This window comes from Campylobacter sp. TTU_617 (assembly GCF_016599045.1).
Lineage (GTDB): Bacteria > Campylobacterota > Campylobacteria > Campylobacterales > Campylobacteraceae > Campylobacter_D.
Genome location: NZ_JAENKV010000006.1, coordinates 15,572 through 34,688, shown reverse-complemented (window position 1 = coordinate 34,688; position 19,117 = coordinate 15,572). Strand labels below are relative to the sequence as shown.

The window sequence follows — 19,117 nt, the reverse complement described above, 5'->3', positions numbered from 1 at the left end:
TTCTATAAAACAAATTGAGCTTTATTTTTTAATTTTTCAAAAATATTTAGACGATCTTTTTTGCTATCTACATAAACAGAAAGCAAATAACTTTGATATTTTCCATTTTTACTTGAGTTTGTGTGTTTAAATTTAAAATCTCTTTGCTTTAAAATATCTGTAAAAATTTCTTCTGCTTTTGTTTCTGCATAAAAAATAACCTTATAATCCCAATAAGTAGGATAATTTATGATAGGTTCTTGATTAAGATCTATTATATTCTCCACTTTTACCCCCTTGTTTATGTTCTAAAATAATATTATCAATACGCATAGTTTTATCAATAGCCTTAACCATATCATAAATAGTAAGCAAACCTATACTTACTGCTGTAAGTGCTTCCATTTCAACTCCTGTTTTTCCTTCGCATTTAATGCTTACTAATAATTTAAAAGAGTATTCTTTTTCATTTTCTATTATATTTGTTTGAATTTGACTAAGCATTAAAGGATGACACATTGGTATAAGTTCGCTTGTTTTTTTAGCACCCATAATTGCTGCTATAACGGCAGTTTGTAAAACAGGCCCTTTTTTAGCTGTATTTTGTTTTATAGCATTAAAAGCTTCTTTACTCATAAAAATAATTCCACTTGCTGTAGCAATTCTTTGTGTGATATCTTTTGCACTTACATCAACCATTTGAGGTTGATTGTTTTGATCTAGATGGGTGATTTTCATAATATACCTTAATAAAAATATTAAATTATAACAAAATGATTAAAAATTTAAGCTAAAATAAGTTTTATATAATTATTTATAAGGAGGAAAATATGACTTACGATGATGAAGAATATGTAGATTATGATGAATTAGAAGAAGAGCAAGAATATAAAGATTATCCAAAAAACTATAATTATGATGAAGATGATTATGAGTATAGTGATGAGGATAAAGATGACTTTTATGAAATGGATTAATAATATCCAACGCACATGCTATCAGTAATTTTAATGCGTTTTTCAAAAGGGGCTGGACTAAAGAAATGGCATTTTTCTATATAGATAAATTGATGATAGTCCAGTCCCAAAAAATCATAAAATGCTTTTAAATTTACAAATTTAACTCCATAAATCTCTTTAATATCTAAAATTTTATAAATAGAAGAATTATTTTTTTTAACTAAATGAGAAGGAGCTAAAGTTGTAAAAGAACAAAAAGAGCTTGCAAGAACAAATCCATTTAAATTACTGCATTGTTTTATAATATGTTTATATTTTTTTAAAATGCAATTTTTATGCAAAAAAATCGTTCTTGTTCCTTGATATTTAGCAATGCTAATATTTTTCCAAAATTTATAAGCATTTTTTGATATATTTGCAAGTTTATGAAATTCGGCATTTAAGATATAATCATCTAAAAATTCATTTGGTGGTAAGATGATAGTTTTCATCATCTTTTAATTTTTATTTAAATTTTCTTTTACTTTAGGAGGTAATTTCGATAAAAAATTATGTATATCAAAAGAAATTCCTTGTAAATTTGCTTCTTCAAGAAGTGCTATAGCAGTTTTGACATTAAAAGAAGAGCCACCATTATACGGGGTAAAAAGATGATCAATAACCGATAAAGCATAAGATGATTTTTTAATTTTTTCAGAAGCAGAATGTGGAGTATGTATAAAGCAAATAGTTTCAACTAAACTTTCATCAAAATTCCAACGATGCAGTAAAAAACCTAAAAATGATATATGATCAACTCCTAAATATTTATTTTCAGCCTCTTTTACATCATCAAATCCTGTTTTTTTAAGATATTCTAAAAATTCTTTATCCTTGTTATTTTGCATTAAAAAATTAGCAAATACAATCATACCTAGTCTTAAAAGCAAGGCGCACGGAGCAAGTAGATAAGAAAGTTGTTTATCTTCTTCATTAAGCCAATTTGAAATAAAAAGTATTTCTTCTCTACAAGTATTTAAAAAAACTGAAGTATCTAAACCATAGGGAGTAAGATCAACTTTAAAATTATCCTTAATAGAATCAGCAGTGATAAGGTTTTTAATATTTGCAATACCTAATAAAGTAATCACTTGATTAATAGTTGTAATTTCTCTTGAGAAACCATAATAAGGAGAATTAGCAAGCTTTAAAAGTTTAGCTGTTATCAAAGGATCATTAGAAATGATTTCAGCAACTTTGTTTGTCTCTATATTAGCACCTGATTTTTCTATATAATCATTAAGTTTTATAATTGTATCAGGCAAAGGAGGAAGAGTTTCTACGCTTTTAAGTAAAATTTCATTTATGTCTTCATTGCTTGATTGCATTTTTATTCCTTTTATTATGGTTAAATGAACACTAAGTCTTTATTATATCTAAATTTTAATTTACTATTTGATTAATAATGAATTTATTTTTTTGAGTAAAGTTAGAAGTATTAAAAAAGAAGTTAGAGTCAATTAAATTGACTCTTAAAAAATTATTTTAAATGTTCTTTAACGTTTTGAACAATTTTTGCAAAAGCATTAGCATCATTCATGGCTAAATTAGCTAAAATTTTTCTATCAAGCTCTATATTTGCTTTTTTAAGACCATTGATAAATTTAGAATAGCTAATATTATTTAATCTACAAGCAGCATTGATGCGTATAATCCATAAACGACGAAAATCTCTTTTTTTACGACGTCTATCACGATATGCATAAACTAAACTTCTTTCTAGTTGTTCTTTTGCTTTTCTAAAATGTTTATGGCGACCACTATAAAAGCCTCTTGCTAGTTTTAAAATTTTCTTATGTCTGCGGCGTCTTACTATACCTGTTTTTACTCTTGCCATATTTATTCCTTTTTTACAAATTGGCGTCCAAAATGGATCTTTCCCTATTTAGGGGAGCTTAAATGACTTTTGTCAAAAACTTAAATTCCTAACATCTTTTCAACAGCTTTAACATTTGTGCTATGAACGTATTTAGCTGTTCTAAGATCACGCATTCTTTTTGCAGGTTTTTTTGTCAAAATATGACTTCTAAAAGCAGAGCCTCTTTTGATTTTATTTTTACCTACTTTAAAGCGTTTAACTGCGCTTTTAACGCTTTTCATTTTTGGCATATTTTTCCTTTAAAATTTAAGAATAGTGTTTGAAATACTAATGAAATTTTGCTTTTTTTACGCTGAATTTAAACTTTTTAGTAATTATTTTTTGGCACAACTTTTGCTTATAAAACCTAAGTAATATTTTTGAAAAGAGATTTTTATGTTAATAGGTTTAGCTAATCCATATCAAAATTTGGCTTTAACTCATTATGAAAAAAGTGCATTATTAAATTTAAATAGTGAAGAACAGATTACTAATTTAAATAATGATTTAAATTCATCTTTTGATTATAAATTTACCCAAACAACTTATCCAAGTGAATTTGGTTTTAGGATAAATGAGCAAGGTTTTTTTAGTGAAGATTTAAATAAAATTTCTCATATTCCACAATCTTATCAAATTCATATTAAAAGTGTAAGAAGTATAGCCAAAGAAATGGTTAAGCAAGATGAAAATTTAAATTATAATCAAATAGATTTACCCTATATACTTAATAGTTATTATAGTTCTTTAAAAGCTTTAAATCCAGAATTTAAAGAAAATAATAATGATAATTTAAGTCGTGATGAAATTTCTAAACTTATGCAAGGATTTTCAACTGATAATGGAAATTTATTAGGACAAGTTAATCGTGTATACGAAAATCAAGAGATGTTAAATTCAGCTTTAGATAAGAATAAAAATTTAAACACCTTAATGCTTGATAATAAAATTATTAATTTTCATTTTGATAAAGCAATCAATAATACTTCATCTAATGAAATTATTAAACCATATTTAAATAAAAATTCAGAAGTTTCAAAATCCGGTCTTTTAGCTAATTTTATTTATCAAGATATAAAAAATAAAAATGAAGAACAATTAAATTTTTTTATGAAGCCTATAAATCTTGATTTTAATTCCCATAGAAATTTATATAAAATTTTAGAAGGAGATGGGTCTATTGAAGATTATATTAAGGAAAATAATGAAAAAAAAATGAGTTTTGATCTTTATCTTTATGTAAATGGTGTAGATAAAAATACAATTTCTAAAGAAAAACTTTCTGTATTTTTTCAGCAATATATAAACTATCAAAAAGATATGGATTTAAGAGAATTTGCAAATTCTAGCTCCATTTTTAAAATTTATACAGATTCTTTAATTGAAGAATTTAATACTTTAAAACAAGAATATCAAAATCAAAACAATAATGAAAATTTATCTTTAATTAATCAAGAAAAAACTCAAAGCTTTAATTATTTTTTAAAACACAGGGAAAGACAAGCAAATTTAAATAAAGTTTTATATTCTTACATTAATGCAATGTCTTAACATTATTGAATAGCAATTTTATAAAATTTAGTTTAAATTTTATAAAATTGTGCTATTATCAGTTTAAAAGATTAATAAGATAAAAAATATCCTAATTATTTTAGAGGAATGAAATGAAAGTATATTTAGATAATAATGCAACTACTATGCTTGATCCTAGCGCTTATGAGCTTATGTTACCTTTTTTTAAAGATATGTACGGCAATCCTAATAGTCTTCACCAGTGGGGTTCTCAAACTCATCCGGCTTTAAGAGAAGCTATGGATAAACTTTATGCAGGATTAAATGCAAGCGATTTAGATGATATAGTTATAACTTCTTGTGCGACAGAAAGCATTAATTGGGTTTTAAAAAGTGTATATTTTGATTATATTTTGCATAAAGATCGTAATGAAGTAATTATTTCAGGCGTAGAGCATCCAGCAGTTATAGGTGCTGCTATGTTTTTAAAATCTTTAGGAGTAAAAGTAATAGAGCTTCCAGTAAATGATGAGGGAATTTCTACTCTTGAAGATTTAAAAAATGTTATTAGTGATAAAACAGCATTAGTAAGTGTTATGTGGGCAAATAATGAAACAGGTATGATTTTTCCTATTAAAGAAATGGCAGAGCTTACTCATCAATATGGAGCTTTATTTCATACTGATGCTACTCAAGCTGTAGGAAAAATTAAAGTAAATTTAAGAGAAATGAATGTTGACTTTGCTTCATTTTCAGCTCATAAATTCCATGGTCCTAAAGGAGTTGGAGGACTTTTTATTAAAAAAGGTTTAAAATTAACTCCTTTATTGCACGGGGGTGAACATATGGGGGGACGTAGAAGTGGAACATTGAATGTGGCTTTTATCGTTGCTATGGCTGAAGCTTTGCGTATTGCAAATATGATGCTAGATTTTGAAAATTCTCATATTAGACGTTTAAGAGATAGATTAGAAGATAAAATTTTAGCTATTAAAGATACTTCTGTAGTTGGAAAAAGAGAGCACAGAGTTCCAAATACAATTTTAGCAAGTATTAAAGGAGTTGAAGGGGAGGCAATGCTTTGGGATCTTAATAAAAATGGCATTGCAGCTAGTACAGGATCAGCTTGTGCAAGCGAAGCATTAGAAAGCAATCCTATAATGGAAGCTATAGGGGCAGAAAATGATCTAGCTCACACAGCTTTAAGACTTTCTTTATCACGTTTTAATACAGAAGAAGAGATTGATTATGTTGCAAAACAAATTGAAAGTGCAACACAAAGATTAAGAGCAATTTCTTCTACATATGCTTATAATCCAAATAATTATAAATAAAAGGAAATATTATGGGAAAAAATAGCTTAATTGGTGGATCTATTTGGGAAGAATATTCTCAAAAAGTTCAAGATAGAATGAACAATCCAAAATTTATGGGTGAATTTAGTGAAGAAGATGCTAAAGCGCGCAATGCAAAATTGATAGTTGCAGATTTTGGAGCAGAAAGTTGTGGTGATGCTGTAAGGCTTTATTGGCTTGTTGATGAAAAAACAGATACCATCATAGATGCTAAATTTAAAAGTTTTGGTTGTGGAACAGCTATTGCAAGCAGTGATACTATGGCTGAGCTTTGTATAGGAAAAAAAGTTGATGAAGCTGTTAAAATTACAAATTTAGACGTTGAATTTGCAATGCGTGATAATCCAGAAACTCCAGCTGTTCCTCCGCAAAAAATGCATTGTTCTGTAATGGCTTATGATGTTATTAAACAAGCAGCAGCTAAATACAAAGGAGTAAATCCAGAAGATTTTGAAGATCAAATTATAGTTTGTGAATGTGCTAGAGTAAGTCTTGGAACAATTAAAGAAGTGATTAAACTTAATGATTTGCATTCTGTTGAGGAGATCACTCAATTTACAAAAGCAGGGGCATTTTGTAAATCTTGTGTAAAACCAGGTGGGCACGAGAGCAGGGAGTATTATCTGGTTGATATCTTAGCACAAACTAGAGCTGAAATGGAAAAAGAAAGACTTCAAGGAAATTTAAAAGATGATATTGCTTTTAATGATATGACTGTAGTAAAACAATTAAAAGCCGTAGAAACTGTTTTAGATAGTGAAATTCGTCCTATGCTACATGGCGATGGTGGAGATTTAGAAGTAATTGATATACAAAAATCAGAAAATGGAACTATTGATGTATATATACGCTATCTTGGTGCTTGTAGCGGATGTTCTAGTGGCAGTGGATCAACACTTTATGCTATAGAAAATATTTTACAAGAAGAATTAAGTCCAAATATACGTGTTTTACCTGTTTGATTAAAGCTTAAATATAAGCTTTAATTTTTATTAAAACTTGAAATTATATTTTAATAAAAGATTAAGCATTTAATGAATTAATTTTTAATTGAAATATAATAAAAAATCTATAAAAATAGATCCAATCTAAAATTGAAATAATACTGAACGCAAAATACTTCTTAATACCGAAGAAGCTACTAAGATGACTTTTATAATGCCTTTTTAAAAGTTTTAGGTTGTGATGTTTTTAACCCTAGTGTTGTAGTGCTAGAATACACTGCAGATATAGGAACTAAAAAAGGCGAAAAGGTTGATTATGTAATTTTTAAAGATTCAAAACCTTTTATACTGATCGAAGCTAAAAATCATACTGAAAATCTAGATAATCATAATAATCAGCTTGTAAGATATTTTAATGCTAGTCCTAGTATAAAATTTGCTATTCTTACTAATGGAATTGAGTATAGATTTTTTACTGATATGGATCAAACTAATTTAATGGATAAAATCCTTTTTTAGTAGTAAATCTTGAAAAATTAAAACCTATGGATATTAAAGATTTAAAACGCTTTACTTGCACAGATTTAAATTTGGACGAAATTTTAAGTATTGTTATGAAAAAAAGCATTATAGAGGTATGCAAGAAATATTTAAAAATGAAATAGAAAATCCAAGCGATGAATTTACAAGTTTTTTTGCTAAACAAATGACAGAAAGAAGAATGACTAGTGCTGTTTTAGATGAATTTAGAAATTATATAAAAAAATCTTTTAAAGAAATTATTAATGATTTAGCATATGAGAAAATTACGAATATTAAAAATAATTTACAAAGCATCAATGATGATGAAGATGAAGAGCAAATTGATGAGAGTAAAGATATAGTAACTACTGAAGAAGAATTACAAGGTTTTTATATAGTAAAACCAATACTTGCGCAAATTAATGCAAATCTTGATGAAATAAATTATAAAGATACTTTGAGTTATTTTGGAATTTTATATCAAGACAAGGTTACGAAATGGATATGTAGATTGTATTTTAATACAACTAAAAAAAAAGTGTCAGTTTTCCTGATGGAAGTGTGAAAAATATTGAAAAATTAGAAGATATTTATAATCTAAAAGATGAAATTATCAAAGCTTATGAGAGTAGAAAATAAATCAAAAAATCTAAGTTTTAAATTTTATAAAACTTAGATACATTTTAAGGTATTATAGATTTCTGGATTAGAAAAACTCGGAGGAAAAGGAATAGTTGCTGAGAATTCTTTATAGGTATTTCCTGGTAACTTATCAATAATTTCTATAATATGTGATACTGAATCACTTTTCATTTTTGCTTTTTTAAGATTTTCTTCATAAAAGATATCTTTATTTGCTTCTTTTCTATCGGCCATACTAAGATAAAGATAGCATTTTCTTATATCAAATTTGGTTAAATTTTTAACTATTCCTTTGATAATTAAATTTTCATTCCTTAAATCTCTTGTATAACTTAGTTTTTCAATACTTGCTTTGATGGTAAATTGATTAATTGTAAGGAAGGTTGAATAAATTAAAAGAGAACTAAAAATAGTATTTATAGTATAAAATAATAACGCATTTTCTTTTTGTTTGACTTTCAAAAAAATGATAATACAAATAAGTATAAAGCATAAAAATAAAATAATAAAAGCCAATAAATGAAAAATAGTAAAATGCATTAAAAACACTTTGAATCTAATTTTATAGTATGGTTTTCGTCAATAAAATTCTCAAAAGTTATTCTTTGAGTTTGGGTTGTATTTTTTTTCAGATCTTTAATCTCCATACTTTTTATTCTATAAGGTATAAATTGGTTTTTATAATAAAGTATTAGATTATTTTTATCACCAATTCTATAAATTTTAGCCGTAATTTTGCAAATTTTAAAATTAGTTTTAGCATTATTACTGATATCAAAATCAATAACTAGAGAATTTGAGCTTTGAATTTTTAATTCTTGAATAATATTTGTTTTGCGATTCCTTACTTCAAAATCTATAAATCTATAGCCATATATATAAAGAAAAAAACAAACAACAATATTAAAAGCAATAATAATTAAAGCAGTAATTGGCCTATGTCTTAAAAAAAAACATAAAAGCAATACGCAAATAAAGAGAAAAAAGATAAGTAAAATTAACATATAATCAACCAAATAAAAGTGGTTGATATAAAATAGTAAATTTTCTCTTAAATTTTGCATTTTTCTTTTAGTATTTAATTGTTAATAGAGCTTTGTTTTTTAGCATCTTTTGTATCAACCCAAATATTTGGGACCGCACCACCAGGAGTTAAGAAAATTTTAGCATCTTTATTAATTTTTAAAGCTTCATTAAATTCTTTTTGAGTTTCTATTTGCTTAAGTGTTAATAAAGGATTGTTTAAACTATTAGCAATTTCTTTATTTGAATATGCTTGAGCATCTGCTTCAATCTTAACAGCCATTGCCTTACCTTTAGCACTAATAATGGTTGCATTAGCCTCACCTTCAGCTAAAGCTGCTTTTTTTAAAGCCTCTTGATTGGCTCTTTCTACTTCATATTTTGTTCTTTCAGCTTCTTGTTTAGCAATTTGAACGCGTTCAATTTGTTCTTTGACTTTAGAAGGAAGTATGATTTCTCTTAATTGAACAGCACGAAGTTCTACCGGTTCGTTTGGTTGTGCTTCTATAGTTTTTCTAATACCCTCTTCAATTTGCGTAGCTATAGCATTACGATTAGTAGGTAATTCTTCTGCTGTGTATTTACCTACTACACTTCTTACTACATCACGCACAACAGGATCGATAATTTTATTTTCCCAATTTAAACTCCAAGTAGCAATAGTTTGGGGAACTTGTAAAGGGTTTAAGCGATATTGAACGGTTACATCTATTGAAACTGGAAGTCCTCTTGAATCCAAAACAGAAATACTATTTTTATTGATAACACCAGAGCCTAAATTTAAATTTTCATTAGTTCCCTCTATGGAAGCATAATTAATTTGTCTTACTCTAGTATCAATAATAGTGATTTTTTGTACAAAGGGTAAGAAAAAGTGAAGTCCTGGCTCTAAAGGGTTAGGATTGTATTTACCAGTTGTTGATTTAATCCCCATTTCACCAGAATTTACTATAGCAAAAGGTTTTGCAATAACGATTAATAATATAATTGCTAAAATAGTATAAATTATAGGTGAAAATTTTCCAAAACCTTTAAAATTAAAATCTGGGGTTTTAAAATTTAAGTTTTGTTTATTGTTCTGATTTTTTTTATTGAAATAATCATTTAAATCAGCCGGCATTTTTTTCCTTTCTTGAATATCTAAAATTATAAAATCATTAATTTTTAGTTTTTTTAATGATTTTATAATTTTATCAAAAATATACTAATGAAATTAGAATTTATGAAATTGAGTATTTAAAATTTTTTAAGGAGTTTTTTATGCCTTTAGTTACTATAAAGCTTGCAAAACCTGCACTAAGTAAAGAGCAGAAATCAAATTTGATTTCTGATATAACAGAACTTTTAAGTACTAAATATAATAAAAATAAAGAAAGAATAGTTGTTGTTTTAGAAGATATTGAAAATTATGATATTGCTTTTGGTGGAAAAAGTGTAGAACAAATTAAAAAGGAAGAAAATGATTGAGTTAAAAATAGGAGATATTGCACCTACTTTTGAATTATTAAATCAAGATGGAATTAAAATTTCTTTAAAAGATTTTATAGGAAAAAAAGTAATTTTATATTTTTATCCAAAAGATAATACCCCAGGTTGTACAATAGAAGCTTGTGATTTTAGTGGAGATTATGAAAAATTTAGTGAAAAAAATGCAGTGATTATAGGAGTAAGTCCAGATAGTGTTAAATCTCATACCAATTTTATACAAAAATATAATTTAAAACATATTTTATTAAGTGATAGCGAAAAAGAAGTTTCAAAAATGTATGGAGCTTGGGGACTTAAAAAAAATTATGGAAAAGAATATGAAGGTATTATAAGATCAACTTTTGTGATAGATGAAAAAGGAAAAATTATTAAAATTTATAAAAATGTTAAAGCTAAAAATCACGCGCAAAAAGTTTTTGAAGAACTTTGTTTATGTTAGTTCATATTTGTTGTAGTGTTGATTCTCATTTTTTTTTACAAGAATTAAAAAAATATTATCCTAATGAAAAACTAATAGCTTTTTTTTATGATCCAAATATCCATCCTTATAGCGAGTATGAATTAAGATATTTGGATGTAAAAAGAAGCTGTGATAAACTCAAAATAAAACTTTACAAAGGTGATTATGATTATATAACTTGGCTTAATGCAGTGCGTGGTTATGAAAATGAACCAGAAAAAGGATTAAGATGTTCAATTTGTTTTGATTTGAGAATTTTTAAAAGTGCTCAATTTGCGAAAAAACTTGGTGAAACAAAACTAACAACGACACTTCTTACAAGTCCTAAAAAAGATTTAAAGCAACTTGAGGAAGCTTTGAATAAACAATGCACTTCTTATGGTATTGAATTTATAGCTCCTGATTTTAGAAAAAATGGGGGCACACAAAGACAATTTGCACTAGCAAAAAAAGATATGCTTTATCATCAAAATTATTGTGGCTGTATTTATGGGCTTAAAAAGCAAAAGGAAAATAAAAATTTTATTGATGAATTAATGAGTCCAGTTACTAAGCAAATTCTTCCTTCTAGTATAGAAGAGAGAATTTTACTATATAAAAAAATTTCTAGATTAGAAAAACAAAAAATTGCTTTTAAAATTTTAAGAGAAAAATTTCTAAATTATAGACTTTTAAAAGCTTTAATAAAAATTGATAAAAAAGTAGTTAGAAGTTATATTTTATTTTATTCTCATTTTAAAAATCCTTATATTAAATTTAGTTTAGATAAAGATTATGAACAAGTTTATATGAGTTTTAAAGATGAGATAAATTTTTGGGATTTTGATTATTTTAATGCTTTATTAAAAAATAGATTTGCAAATTTTAATGATTTTTTAAAAAAACCATTAAAAATTAAACAAGAAATTTCTTTGCGTCAAAAATTATTAGGTGCTTATAATCTTTCTCCTATTATTATTTTAGATAAAATTATTAAAGGACGTTATGAAATTTTAGCTCAAAGTGAAATTTATTTTGATACAAGAGAAAAAATTGTTTTTATTTAATATCGTTTAAATTTTTATGCTTTTATTAGCATTTTTTTTGTAGAATTTCGTTTTTTATAAATATAATAATTATTGAAGGCTTTTAATGATAAATGTATCACAAATTCAAGAAATTTTACCCCATCGTTATCCTTTTTTGCTAGTAGATAAAATTATTGATCTTCAAAAATCACAAGTAGTTAGAGGCTATAAGAATATTAGCATTAGTGATCCAGTTTTTTTAGGACATTTTCCAGATCATCCTATTTATCCAGGAGTATTAATTTTAGAGGGTATGGCACAAACTGGAGGAGTTTTAGCTTTTGAAAGTATGGAAGATAAGGTTGATCCTAAAAGTAAAGTAGTGTATTTTACTGGTATAGATAAAGCAAAATTTAGAAATCCAGTGCGCCCTGGAGATAGACTTGATTATGAAATGAGTGTTGTAAAAAATCGTGGAAATTTATGGATTTTTCAAGGAAAAGCTTTTGTAGATGGTGCATTAGTTGCAGAAGCAGAACTTAAAGCGATGATAATTGATAAATGAAAAATATTCATCCAAGTGCAGTCATTGAGCAAGGGGCTATTTTAGGTGAAAATGTTGTTATAGAGCCTTATGCTTATATAGGAAAAAATGTAAAATTAGGCAATAATGTCACCATAAAACAAGGAGCAAGAGTTTTAGCTCATACAAGTATAGGAAATAATTCTACTATTTTTTCTTATGCTATTGTAGGAGATATTCCTCAAGATATTTCTTATAAAAAAGATGAAATTATAAGTGGTGTAAATATAGGTAAAAATTCAATTATTAGAGAATTTGTGACAATAAATTCAGGAACACAAAAAGCAAATGGATTTACAACCATAGGAGATAATGCTTTTATTATGGCTTATTGCCATATTGCACATGATTGTATTTTAGGCAATAATATTATTTTAGCTAATAATGCAACTTTAGCAGGACATGTTGAATTAGGTGATTATGTTATCGTTGGCGGATTAACTCCTATACATCAATTTGTTAAAGTTGGAGAAGGTTGCATGATAGCTGGTGCATCGGCACTTTCTCAAGATATAGTTCCTTTTTGTTTAGCTGAAGGCAATCGTGCAAGCATTAGAAGTCTTAATTTAGTAGGAATTAGAAGACGTTTTGATAAAGATGAAGTAGAAAGATTAAATAAAGCTTATAAATTTTTATTTAATAAAGGCAATATTAAAGAAAATGCCCAAGAATTGCTAGAAAAAAATTTAAGTGAAAATGTAAATAAAATGTGTCAATTTATTTTAGAAACAAAGCGAGGGATACCTATTTATAAAAGGAAAAATAATGGCTAAAAAATGTAGTTTTTGTGATGAGGTAGAGAATTCGCAAAGAAGAATAATTTCAAATGAGCATGGTGATGCTTTTATTTGTGAATATTGCGTTGAAGGAGCTTATACTTTAATTTTTGGTGAAGAAAAAAATTTAAAAGAAGTAAATCAAAAAGAAGATAATCATTTTAAAGATTTAACTCCAAAAGAATTAAAAGCTTATCTTGATCGCTATGTTATAGGACAAGAAAGAGCTAAAAAAGTTTTTAGTGTTGGAGTTTATAATCATTACAAAAGACTTTTTAAAACACATTTAAGCGAGGATGATACAGAATTATTCAAGTCAAATATTTTATTGATAGGTCCTACTGGAAGTGGTAAAACTTTACTTGCTCAAACTTTGGCAAGATTTTTAGATGTTCCTATAGCTATTTGCGATGCTACTTCTTTAACTGAAGCAGGATATGTTGGAGAAGATGTTGAAAATATTTTAACTAGATTATTACAAGCTGCTGATGGTGATGTAGAACGTGCTCAAAAAGGCATAGTATTTATTGATGAAATTGATAAAATTGCAAGGATGAGTGAGAATAGGTCAATTACACGTGATGTAAGTGGAGAAGGGGTGCAGCAAGCTTTGCTTAAAATCATTGAGGGTTCTTTGGTTAATATTCCTCCAAAAGGTGGTAGAAAACACCCGAATCAAGATTTTATTCAAATAGATACTTCTAATATCCTATTTGTTTGTGGTGGAGCCTTTGATGGAATAGAAACTATACTCAAAAGAAAATTGGGTGATAAAATTGTTGGTTTTTTTGATGATAAAAAAGAAAAAGATAAAAATCTAATGGAAAAAATTGAGCCTGATGATCTTGTGCATTTTGGGCTTATACCGGAGCTTATAGGACGTTTGCATGTGATTGCTTCTTTAAATGAATTAAACGAAGAGGATATGATAAGAATTTTAACTGAACCTAAAAATGCCATTATAAAACAATATCAAAAGCTTTTTGCAATTGATGGGGTAAGATTAAAATTTGAAGAAGATGCTATAAGAGCAATAGCACAATTAGCTTTAGAAAGAAAAACTGGAGCAAGAGGACTTAGAAGTATTATAGAAGAAATAATGACTGATTTAATGTTTGAGCTTCCTGAATATAAAAATTATGACATTATTATTACAAAAGGTGTAGTTTGTGATAATGAAAAGGCTTTATTTATTAAAAAAACAGATAATAAAGGAAAAGAATGATACTTGATCAACTTATAGGATTTTTTTCTAGTGATATGGGGATAGATTTGGGTACAGCTAATACTTTAGTGTTAGTTAAGGATAAGGGCATAGTAATTAATGAACCTTCTGTAGTAGCAGTTGAGCGTGAAAGATACGGAAGCAAAGCTAAAATTTTAGCTGTAGGAAAAGAAGCTAAAGATATGGTGGGAAAAACCCCAGGTAATATAGAAGCCATTCGTCCTATGAAAGATGGTGTTATAGCTGATTTTGATATGACAGAAAAAATGATTCGTTATTTTATAGAAAAAACACATCGTAGAAAATCTTTTTTGCGTCCTAGAATTATTATTTCAGTTCCTTATGGCTTAACTCAAGTTGAAAGAAAAGCTGTTAGAGAAAGTGCTTTAAGTGCTGGTGCTAGAGAAGTATTTTTGATCGAAGAGCCAATGGCAGCAGCTATTGGAGCGAATTTACCTATACAAGAACCAAAGGGAAATTTAGTTGTAGATATAGGCGGGGGAACTACTGAAATAGGAGTTATTTCTTTAGGTGGGCTTGTTATTTCAAAGTCTATTCGCACCGCTGGAGATAAGCTAGATATGAGCATAGTAAATTATGTTAAGGAAAAATATAATTTAATAATAGGCGAAAGAACCGGAGAAGAGATTAAAATCACTATAGGATCAGCTATTCAACTTATGAAAGAATTATCAATGGTTGTTAAAGGACGTGATCAGGTAAGTGGTTTGTTAAGTCGTATTGAGCTTACAAGCGAAGATGTAAGAGAAGCTATAAAAGAACAACTTAAAGAAATTGCAGATGCTTTAAAAATGGTACTTGAAATGATGCCACCTGATTTAGCTTCAGATATTGTTGAAAATGGAGTTGTTTTAACAGGAGGAGGTGCGCTTATTCGAGGACTTGATAAGTATTTAAGTGAAATTGTTCGTCTTCCAGTTTATATAGCTGATGAACCTCTTTTAGCGGTAGCAAAAGGAACAGGAAAGGCTTTAGAGGAAATTTCATTATTGCAACAGCTAACTAATGAAGAGTAGAATTCGTTATATTTTAATTTTAGCTTTTTTGGTTTTTATTTCTTTTTATTATGGAGGGATAATAAAAAAGAATGTCCTTTGGATTAATGATTTAGTAATTGGAAATTTTTATAATATTAAAGAATACGTTTATAATAATATTTCAAAACATTTTAATCAAGCAGAGCAGATTTCTTATTTAAAAAAAAGAAATCAAGAGCTTGAAAATTCAAGTATTTTAGCTACCACTTTTGCTAATGAACTAAATCGCCTTTTAGAAGATAGAAATTCAACTCAATATTTTCCAAGAATTTCTTTAGTAAGAGCCATATCTTACGTTCAAATTAATGATTATAAAAGAGTATGGCTTGATTTAGTAAAGAATTATGAAAGTAAAAATAGAGGACTTATTTATAAGGGATTTACCGCAGGTATTTCTATCTATAAAGATGGACGTGCTATGGCTTTATTGCAAGGTGACAGTCAATGTGTTTTTTCAGTTTATATTGGAAAAGATAAAGCCCCCGGTTTGATTCAAGGTCGTGGCGGTAAAACTTATGTTAATTTTATTCCCAAATGGGCTAAAATCCAAGTAGGTGATGAAATTTTAACAAGTGGTCTTGATGGTGTATTTTTTGCCGGAATTCCAGTCGGTGTTATTACAAAAATTAATGATGAGGATATGTATAAAAGTGCCGAGATAGATCCATATGCTAAGATAAATATCCCAGCATATTTTTATATAGTTGATAATTTATGATTGATTTTTTAAAGCAATTAAAACACCTTCTATCATTTTTTTAATATCTCCATCTAAGATATTATCAACTTGAGAAAAAGCTTCATTAGATCGGTTATCTTTGACTTGTTGATAAGGAAAAAGTACATAAGATCTTATTTGATGCCCCCAACCAATTTCACTTTTTTCATTTGTATTATTAGCATCTTGTTGTTTCATAAGTTCTAATTCATAAAGTCTTGATTTTAACATTTTAAAAGCAGTGGCTTTATTTTTATGTTGGCTTCTATCATTTTGACATTGCACTACAATTCCGCTTGGCATATGAGTTATTCTTACAGCTGATTCTGTTTTATTAACGTGTTGACCACCAGCTCCACTTGCTCTATAATAATCAATTCTTATGTCTTTTTCTTCAATTTCAATTTCAATATCATCATCAAGTTCAGGGCTTACCATAACACTTGAAAAACTAGTATGACGACGTCCTGCACTATCAAAAGGAGAAGTTCTTACTAAACGATGAATTCCATTTTCAGCTTTTAAATAGCCATAAGCATTTTCACCCTTAACTAAAAAACTAACATCTTTAAGTCCTGCTTCATCACCTTCTTGAAAATCTAAAGTTTCAACTTTAAAGCCTTCTCTTTCGCAAAATCTTAAATACATTCTATAAAGCATACTTGCCCAATCATTACTTTCTGTTCCACCAGCTCCTGGATGTATAGAAACTATTGCATTTTTACTATCATTTTCTCCACTTAAAAGCATAGAAATTTCAAGACTAGTGATAGTATCTTCTAGTTTTGAGGCATCATCAAATAAAGATTTTAAAATTTGTTCATCATTTTCATCATTGGCTAAATCAAAAAGTTCGCTAGCATCATTAACTGCATTGAAGGCATTTTCATAGTTTTTTAAAAGATTAGAGATTTTTGTCTTTTCCTTACCTATAACACCTGCTTGTTTAACATCACTCCAAAAACTTGGAGAATTTTCTAATTCTTCTATTTCTTTTAAGCGTTTTTCTATATCGTGTGGTTTTATAATAGAGGCGATATTATTAACTTTATTTTTAAGAGTTTTAATAAGCTCATTAAATTCATAATTATCCATAAAATTCTTTCTTTATATTTATAAAAATTTTTATAATTTTATCAAAAAATTAAAAATTTTATTTTAATTTTAAAGATTTATAAAATTTTAAGCGTTATGTTAAATACTTAAGTATAAATTGATAGGATTATTAGATAAGTAAATTATCTAATTTTAGCTTTTTCCAAACTCCTTTTTCAACCTAGGCACATCTTGGAATATAAATTTGATATACCCCCCCCCATACCAATTTTTTCTAGCTTTTATAAAAGCTTCACCTAATTTATAAGTAAAACATTCTTTTTCTTTTAAAGCTTCATTATAATCAGGATAAGTTTCCAATGGTGGTAAAGTAAAGCTTGAGTTTTGTTTTATTTTTTCTTTATATATTTTTTGTTCAAGTTTGTGTTTATCCGCTATATAAGATAAAATAAAAGGCATTCTTATATATCCAAATACACTTTTTGAATTTTCTATTAAAGCTTGCCCTAATTTATAAGATAAATGATTATGAATTCTTGCTTTAGCTGAATTTGGATTTATCATAGTTAGTTTAGGTATTATAGTATTTAATTTTATACCCATTTGTTTAGCCAACTTCTTATTTTGTAATTTTTTAAAGATTAAATCTTGTTCTAGATTGGCTAATTCTAAGTTTTGTTTTTTAATAGGTAGAGAATTAAGCTCGTTTTGTAAAATTATTTTTTCTTGATTTAAAGTAGAGATAGTGTTATCTTTTTCTTTGATTTGGTTTTGTAAAGGGGTTAGTTTTCTTGGATCCATTATGGCACAATACTCATCAATAATTTCTTTATAAAATTTTATAGGTGGGATTAAATGGTTAAAATCATATTCTTTATCTATTATTATTTTTTCATTAGACAAGGCTTCAAAATTTATCTTTTGAGAACAAGAAGAATAATCATTTTTGATAAGAAAAAAACTAATAAAATTCATACTAGAATTTAAAAGTGGCTTAAATTTCATATTAGGTTTTATGCTTAAATCATCAAAGTGAGTAAAATTAGTAAAACCAAGATGAGAAAAGTTAATTCCCCATTCTGTTTCTTTTTTATTTATAAATTTAAATTTACCTTTAGAATCCCAAAAATGAATCCCTATAATTTTATAATCATTATATTTTTGATCAATTTCTAATTCATCATTGTAATCTATAAATAAACATTCTTCTTTAAAGCTTGAATTTTCTTTGATGAAGCACTCTTTAGAAAGCTTTTTGCTAAAATATTTAGCTTTAATAATTTTAAAAGTAGGATTATCATAAGAAAAATTAATTTTTTTTAGGTTCTAAAAACTTATGAAAGTTATTTGCTATATTTTCTCCTAAAGTTCTCATAACAAAATCAAAATCATGAGCACCGCCATCTCTTAAAGCTTGAAAAGTATAAAGTAAATTGGTTTTAATATAGAATTCTTGTAAATCTATAACATTAAAACCATATTTATTAGCTAGTTTTTTATGAAAATTATTAATGCTTTTTATACATATGTTATTAAAAGAGGGGAGTGAGATGGGGCTTATAAAAACTATAATTTTTTTATTTAAATAAAAAAGCTCTTTATAAAACCAATTAATAATTTCAAAAGAATATTTTAATCTGTTTATATCATTATATAATCCTATATCATTAACATTAGAAGTAGTTATGACTAAATTAGCGTTTTTTAAAATTTCATAATTCCTTTTTAATTCATAAAGGTTTTGTAAAGCTGAAGTTCCTCCAAGAGCAAGATTGGTTACTTTAAATCCTTTTTTTCTTAAACCTACTTGAATACCATTAACCATTACAAAAGCACTGCCACCAAGTAAAACTATATTTTTATTTAGCATTAAATTTCTCACTAATCTTTGATATAATTTTGGCTTCGGATTA

At 26.9% G+C, this 19,117-nt stretch carries 24 protein-coding genes and 1 pseudogene; 13 read left to right on the top strand and 12 right to left on the bottom strand.

What is annotated here, in order from left to right:
* Positions 1–2: 2 nt before the first annotated feature.
* Positions 3–266 carry an HP0495 family protein gene (locus tag GQV94_RS04210; protein WP_200169798.1) on the bottom strand — a complete coding sequence of 88 codons (264 nt, stop codon included), beginning with the start codon at positions 264–266 and terminating at the stop codon, positions 3–5.
* Positions 244–717 carry a cyclic pyranopterin monophosphate synthase MoaC gene (moaC, locus tag GQV94_RS04205; RefSeq protein ID WP_200169797.1) on the bottom strand — a complete coding sequence of 158 codons (474 nt, stop codon included), beginning with the start codon at positions 715–717 and terminating at the stop codon, positions 244–246. The genes GQV94_RS04210 and moaC overlap by 23 nt, the downstream gene beginning before the upstream one ends.
* Before the next feature lie 92 nt (positions 718–809).
* Here moaC and GQV94_RS04200 point away from each other — a divergent pair, with 92 nt between their 5' ends.
* Positions 810–956: a highly acidic protein gene (locus GQV94_RS04200; protein WP_200169796.1), complete on the top strand. Its 147-nt coding sequence runs from the start codon at positions 810–812 to the stop codon at positions 954–956.
* Here GQV94_RS04200 and GQV94_RS04195 read toward each other — a convergent pair.
* The 4 genes from GQV94_RS04195 to rpmI all read right to left on the bottom strand — a co-directional run bounded on the left by GQV94_RS04195 (position 953) and on the right by rpmI (position 3,086).
* Positions 953–1,432, bottom strand: a complete 480-nt coding sequence (locus tag GQV94_RS04195) for a cysteine permease (RefSeq protein WP_200169795.1) — start codon at positions 1,430–1,432, stop codon at positions 953–955. The two genes, GQV94_RS04200 and GQV94_RS04195, sit on opposite strands and share 4 nt — an antisense overlap.
* 3 nt (positions 1,433–1,435) lie before the next feature.
* Positions 1,436–2,305: an HDOD domain-containing protein gene (locus GQV94_RS04190; protein ID WP_200169794.1), complete on the bottom strand. Its 870-nt coding sequence runs from the start codon at positions 2,303–2,305 to the stop codon at positions 1,436–1,438.
* Positions 2,306–2,457: 152 nt separating this feature from the next.
* On the bottom strand, positions 2,458–2,814 hold the full coding sequence (rplT, locus tag GQV94_RS04185) for a 50S ribosomal protein L20 (protein WP_200169793.1): 357 nt from the start codon (positions 2,812–2,814) through the stop codon (positions 2,458–2,460).
* Positions 2,815–2,894: 80 nt separating this feature from the next.
* Positions 2,895–3,086, bottom strand: coding sequence for a 50S ribosomal protein L35 (gene rpmI, locus GQV94_RS04180; RefSeq protein ID WP_002777995.1), 192 nt, complete (start codon positions 3,084–3,086; stop codon positions 2,895–2,897).
* 145 nt (positions 3,087–3,231) lie between these two features.
* Between rpmI and GQV94_RS04175 the strand changes: the two genes are divergently transcribed.
* The 4 genes and pseudogenes from GQV94_RS04175 to GQV94_RS07905 all read left to right on the top strand — a co-directional run bounded on the left by GQV94_RS04175 (position 3,232) and on the right by GQV94_RS07905 (position 7,807).
* Entirely contained in the window at positions 3,232–4,386 is a 1,155-nt protein-coding gene (locus GQV94_RS04175; RefSeq protein ID WP_200169792.1) for a hypothetical protein, read from the top strand.
* Positions 4,387–4,499: 113 nt separating this feature from the next.
* Positions 4,500–5,681: a NifS family cysteine desulfurase gene (locus tag GQV94_RS04170; protein WP_200169791.1), complete on the top strand. Its 1,182-nt coding sequence runs from the start codon at positions 4,500–4,502 to the stop codon at positions 5,679–5,681.
* Positions 5,682–5,692: 11 nt separating this feature from the next.
* Positions 5,693–6,664, top strand: coding sequence for an iron-sulfur cluster assembly scaffold protein (locus GQV94_RS04165; protein ID WP_200169790.1), 972 nt, complete (start codon positions 5,693–5,695; stop codon positions 6,662–6,664).
* A 154-nt stretch (positions 6,665–6,818) separates the two neighbouring features.
* Positions 6,819–7,807, top strand: a pseudogene (locus tag GQV94_RS07905) (type I restriction endonuclease).
* 33 nt (positions 7,808–7,840) lie between these two features.
* On the opposite strand, the gene GQV94_RS04155 reads toward GQV94_RS07905, so the two are convergent.
* Genes GQV94_RS04155 through GQV94_RS04145 form a run of 3 tightly spaced genes read right to left on the bottom strand, consistent with a single transcriptional unit; the run spans position 7,841 to position 9,953 of the window.
* Positions 7,841–8,350 carry a DUF2393 family protein gene (locus GQV94_RS04155; RefSeq protein ID WP_200169789.1) on the bottom strand — a complete coding sequence of 170 codons (510 nt, stop codon included), beginning with the start codon at positions 8,348–8,350 and terminating at the stop codon, positions 7,841–7,843.
* Positions 8,350–8,874 (bottom strand): DUF2393 family protein, encoded by a 525-nt coding sequence (locus GQV94_RS04150; protein ID WP_200169788.1) that lies wholly within the window; start codon positions 8,872–8,874, stop codon positions 8,350–8,352. Before GQV94_RS04150 ends, GQV94_RS04155 begins: the two co-directional genes overlap by 1 nt.
* A 14-nt stretch (positions 8,875–8,888) precedes the next feature.
* Entirely contained in the window at positions 8,889–9,953 is a 1,065-nt protein-coding gene (locus GQV94_RS04145) for a prohibitin family protein (protein ID WP_200169787.1), read from the bottom strand.
* A 140-nt stretch (positions 9,954–10,093) separates the two neighbouring features.
* Between GQV94_RS04145 and GQV94_RS04140 the strand changes: the two genes are divergently transcribed.
* From GQV94_RS04140 to mreC, 8 genes are all read left to right on the top strand, one after another.
* Positions 10,094–10,300 (top strand): tautomerase family protein, encoded by a 207-nt coding sequence (locus GQV94_RS04140; RefSeq protein WP_200169786.1) that lies wholly within the window; start codon positions 10,094–10,096, stop codon positions 10,298–10,300.
* Entirely contained in the window at positions 10,296–10,760 is a 465-nt protein-coding gene (gene bcp, locus GQV94_RS04135) for a thioredoxin-dependent thiol peroxidase (protein ID WP_200169837.1), read from the top strand. Before GQV94_RS04140 ends, bcp begins: the two co-directional genes overlap by 5 nt.
* Entirely contained in the window at positions 10,754–11,827 is a 1,074-nt protein-coding gene (locus GQV94_RS04130; protein WP_200169785.1) for an epoxyqueuosine reductase QueH, read from the top strand. Before bcp ends, GQV94_RS04130 begins: the two co-directional genes overlap by 7 nt.
* 85 nt (positions 11,828–11,912) lie before the next feature.
* Complete coding sequence (fabZ, locus tag GQV94_RS04125) at positions 11,913–12,353, top strand: 3-hydroxyacyl-ACP dehydratase FabZ (RefSeq protein ID WP_200169784.1); 441 nt, start codon at positions 11,913–11,915, stop codon at positions 12,351–12,353.
* Positions 12,350–13,144, top strand: coding sequence for an acyl-ACP--UDP-N-acetylglucosamine O-acyltransferase (gene lpxA, locus GQV94_RS04120; protein WP_200169783.1), 795 nt, complete (start codon positions 12,350–12,352; stop codon positions 13,142–13,144). Before fabZ ends, lpxA begins: the two co-directional genes overlap by 4 nt.
* On the top strand, positions 13,137–14,372 hold the full coding sequence (gene clpX, locus GQV94_RS04115) for an ATP-dependent Clp protease ATP-binding subunit ClpX (RefSeq protein WP_200169782.1): 1,236 nt from the start codon (positions 13,137–13,139) through the stop codon (positions 14,370–14,372). Before lpxA ends, clpX begins: the two co-directional genes overlap by 8 nt.
* A complete protein-coding gene (locus GQV94_RS04110; RefSeq protein ID WP_131163032.1) occupies positions 14,369–15,409 on the top strand; it encodes a rod shape-determining protein in 1,041 nt (346 codons plus the stop codon). The genes clpX and GQV94_RS04110 overlap by 4 nt, the downstream gene beginning before the upstream one ends.
* Positions 15,399–16,148: a rod shape-determining protein MreC gene (mreC, locus tag GQV94_RS04105; protein ID WP_200169781.1), complete on the top strand. Its 750-nt coding sequence runs from the start codon at positions 15,399–15,401 to the stop codon at positions 16,146–16,148. The genes GQV94_RS04110 and mreC overlap by 11 nt, the downstream gene beginning before the upstream one ends.
* Here mreC and prfB read toward each other — a convergent pair.
* The 3 genes from prfB to GQV94_RS04090 all read right to left on the bottom strand — a co-directional run bounded on the left by prfB (position 16,143) and on the right by GQV94_RS04090 (position 19,074).
* Positions 16,143–17,243 (bottom strand): peptide chain release factor 2, encoded by a 1,101-nt coding sequence (prfB, locus tag GQV94_RS04100; protein ID WP_200169780.1) that lies wholly within the window; start codon positions 17,241–17,243, stop codon positions 16,143–16,145. The genes mreC and prfB overlap by 6 nt on opposite strands.
* A 153-nt stretch (positions 17,244–17,396) precedes the next feature.
* The gene (locus GQV94_RS07785) at positions 17,397–18,209 is read right to left on the bottom strand and encodes a sugar transferase (RefSeq protein WP_234126373.1); all 813 of its coding nucleotides are present in this window, start codon (positions 18,207–18,209) and stop codon (positions 17,397–17,399) included.
* A 304-nt stretch (positions 18,210–18,513) separates the two neighbouring features.
* Positions 18,514–19,074, bottom strand: a complete 561-nt coding sequence (locus tag GQV94_RS04090) for a hypothetical protein (RefSeq protein ID WP_200169779.1) — start codon at positions 19,072–19,074, stop codon at positions 18,514–18,516.
* Positions 19,075–19,117 lie beyond the last annotated feature (43 nt).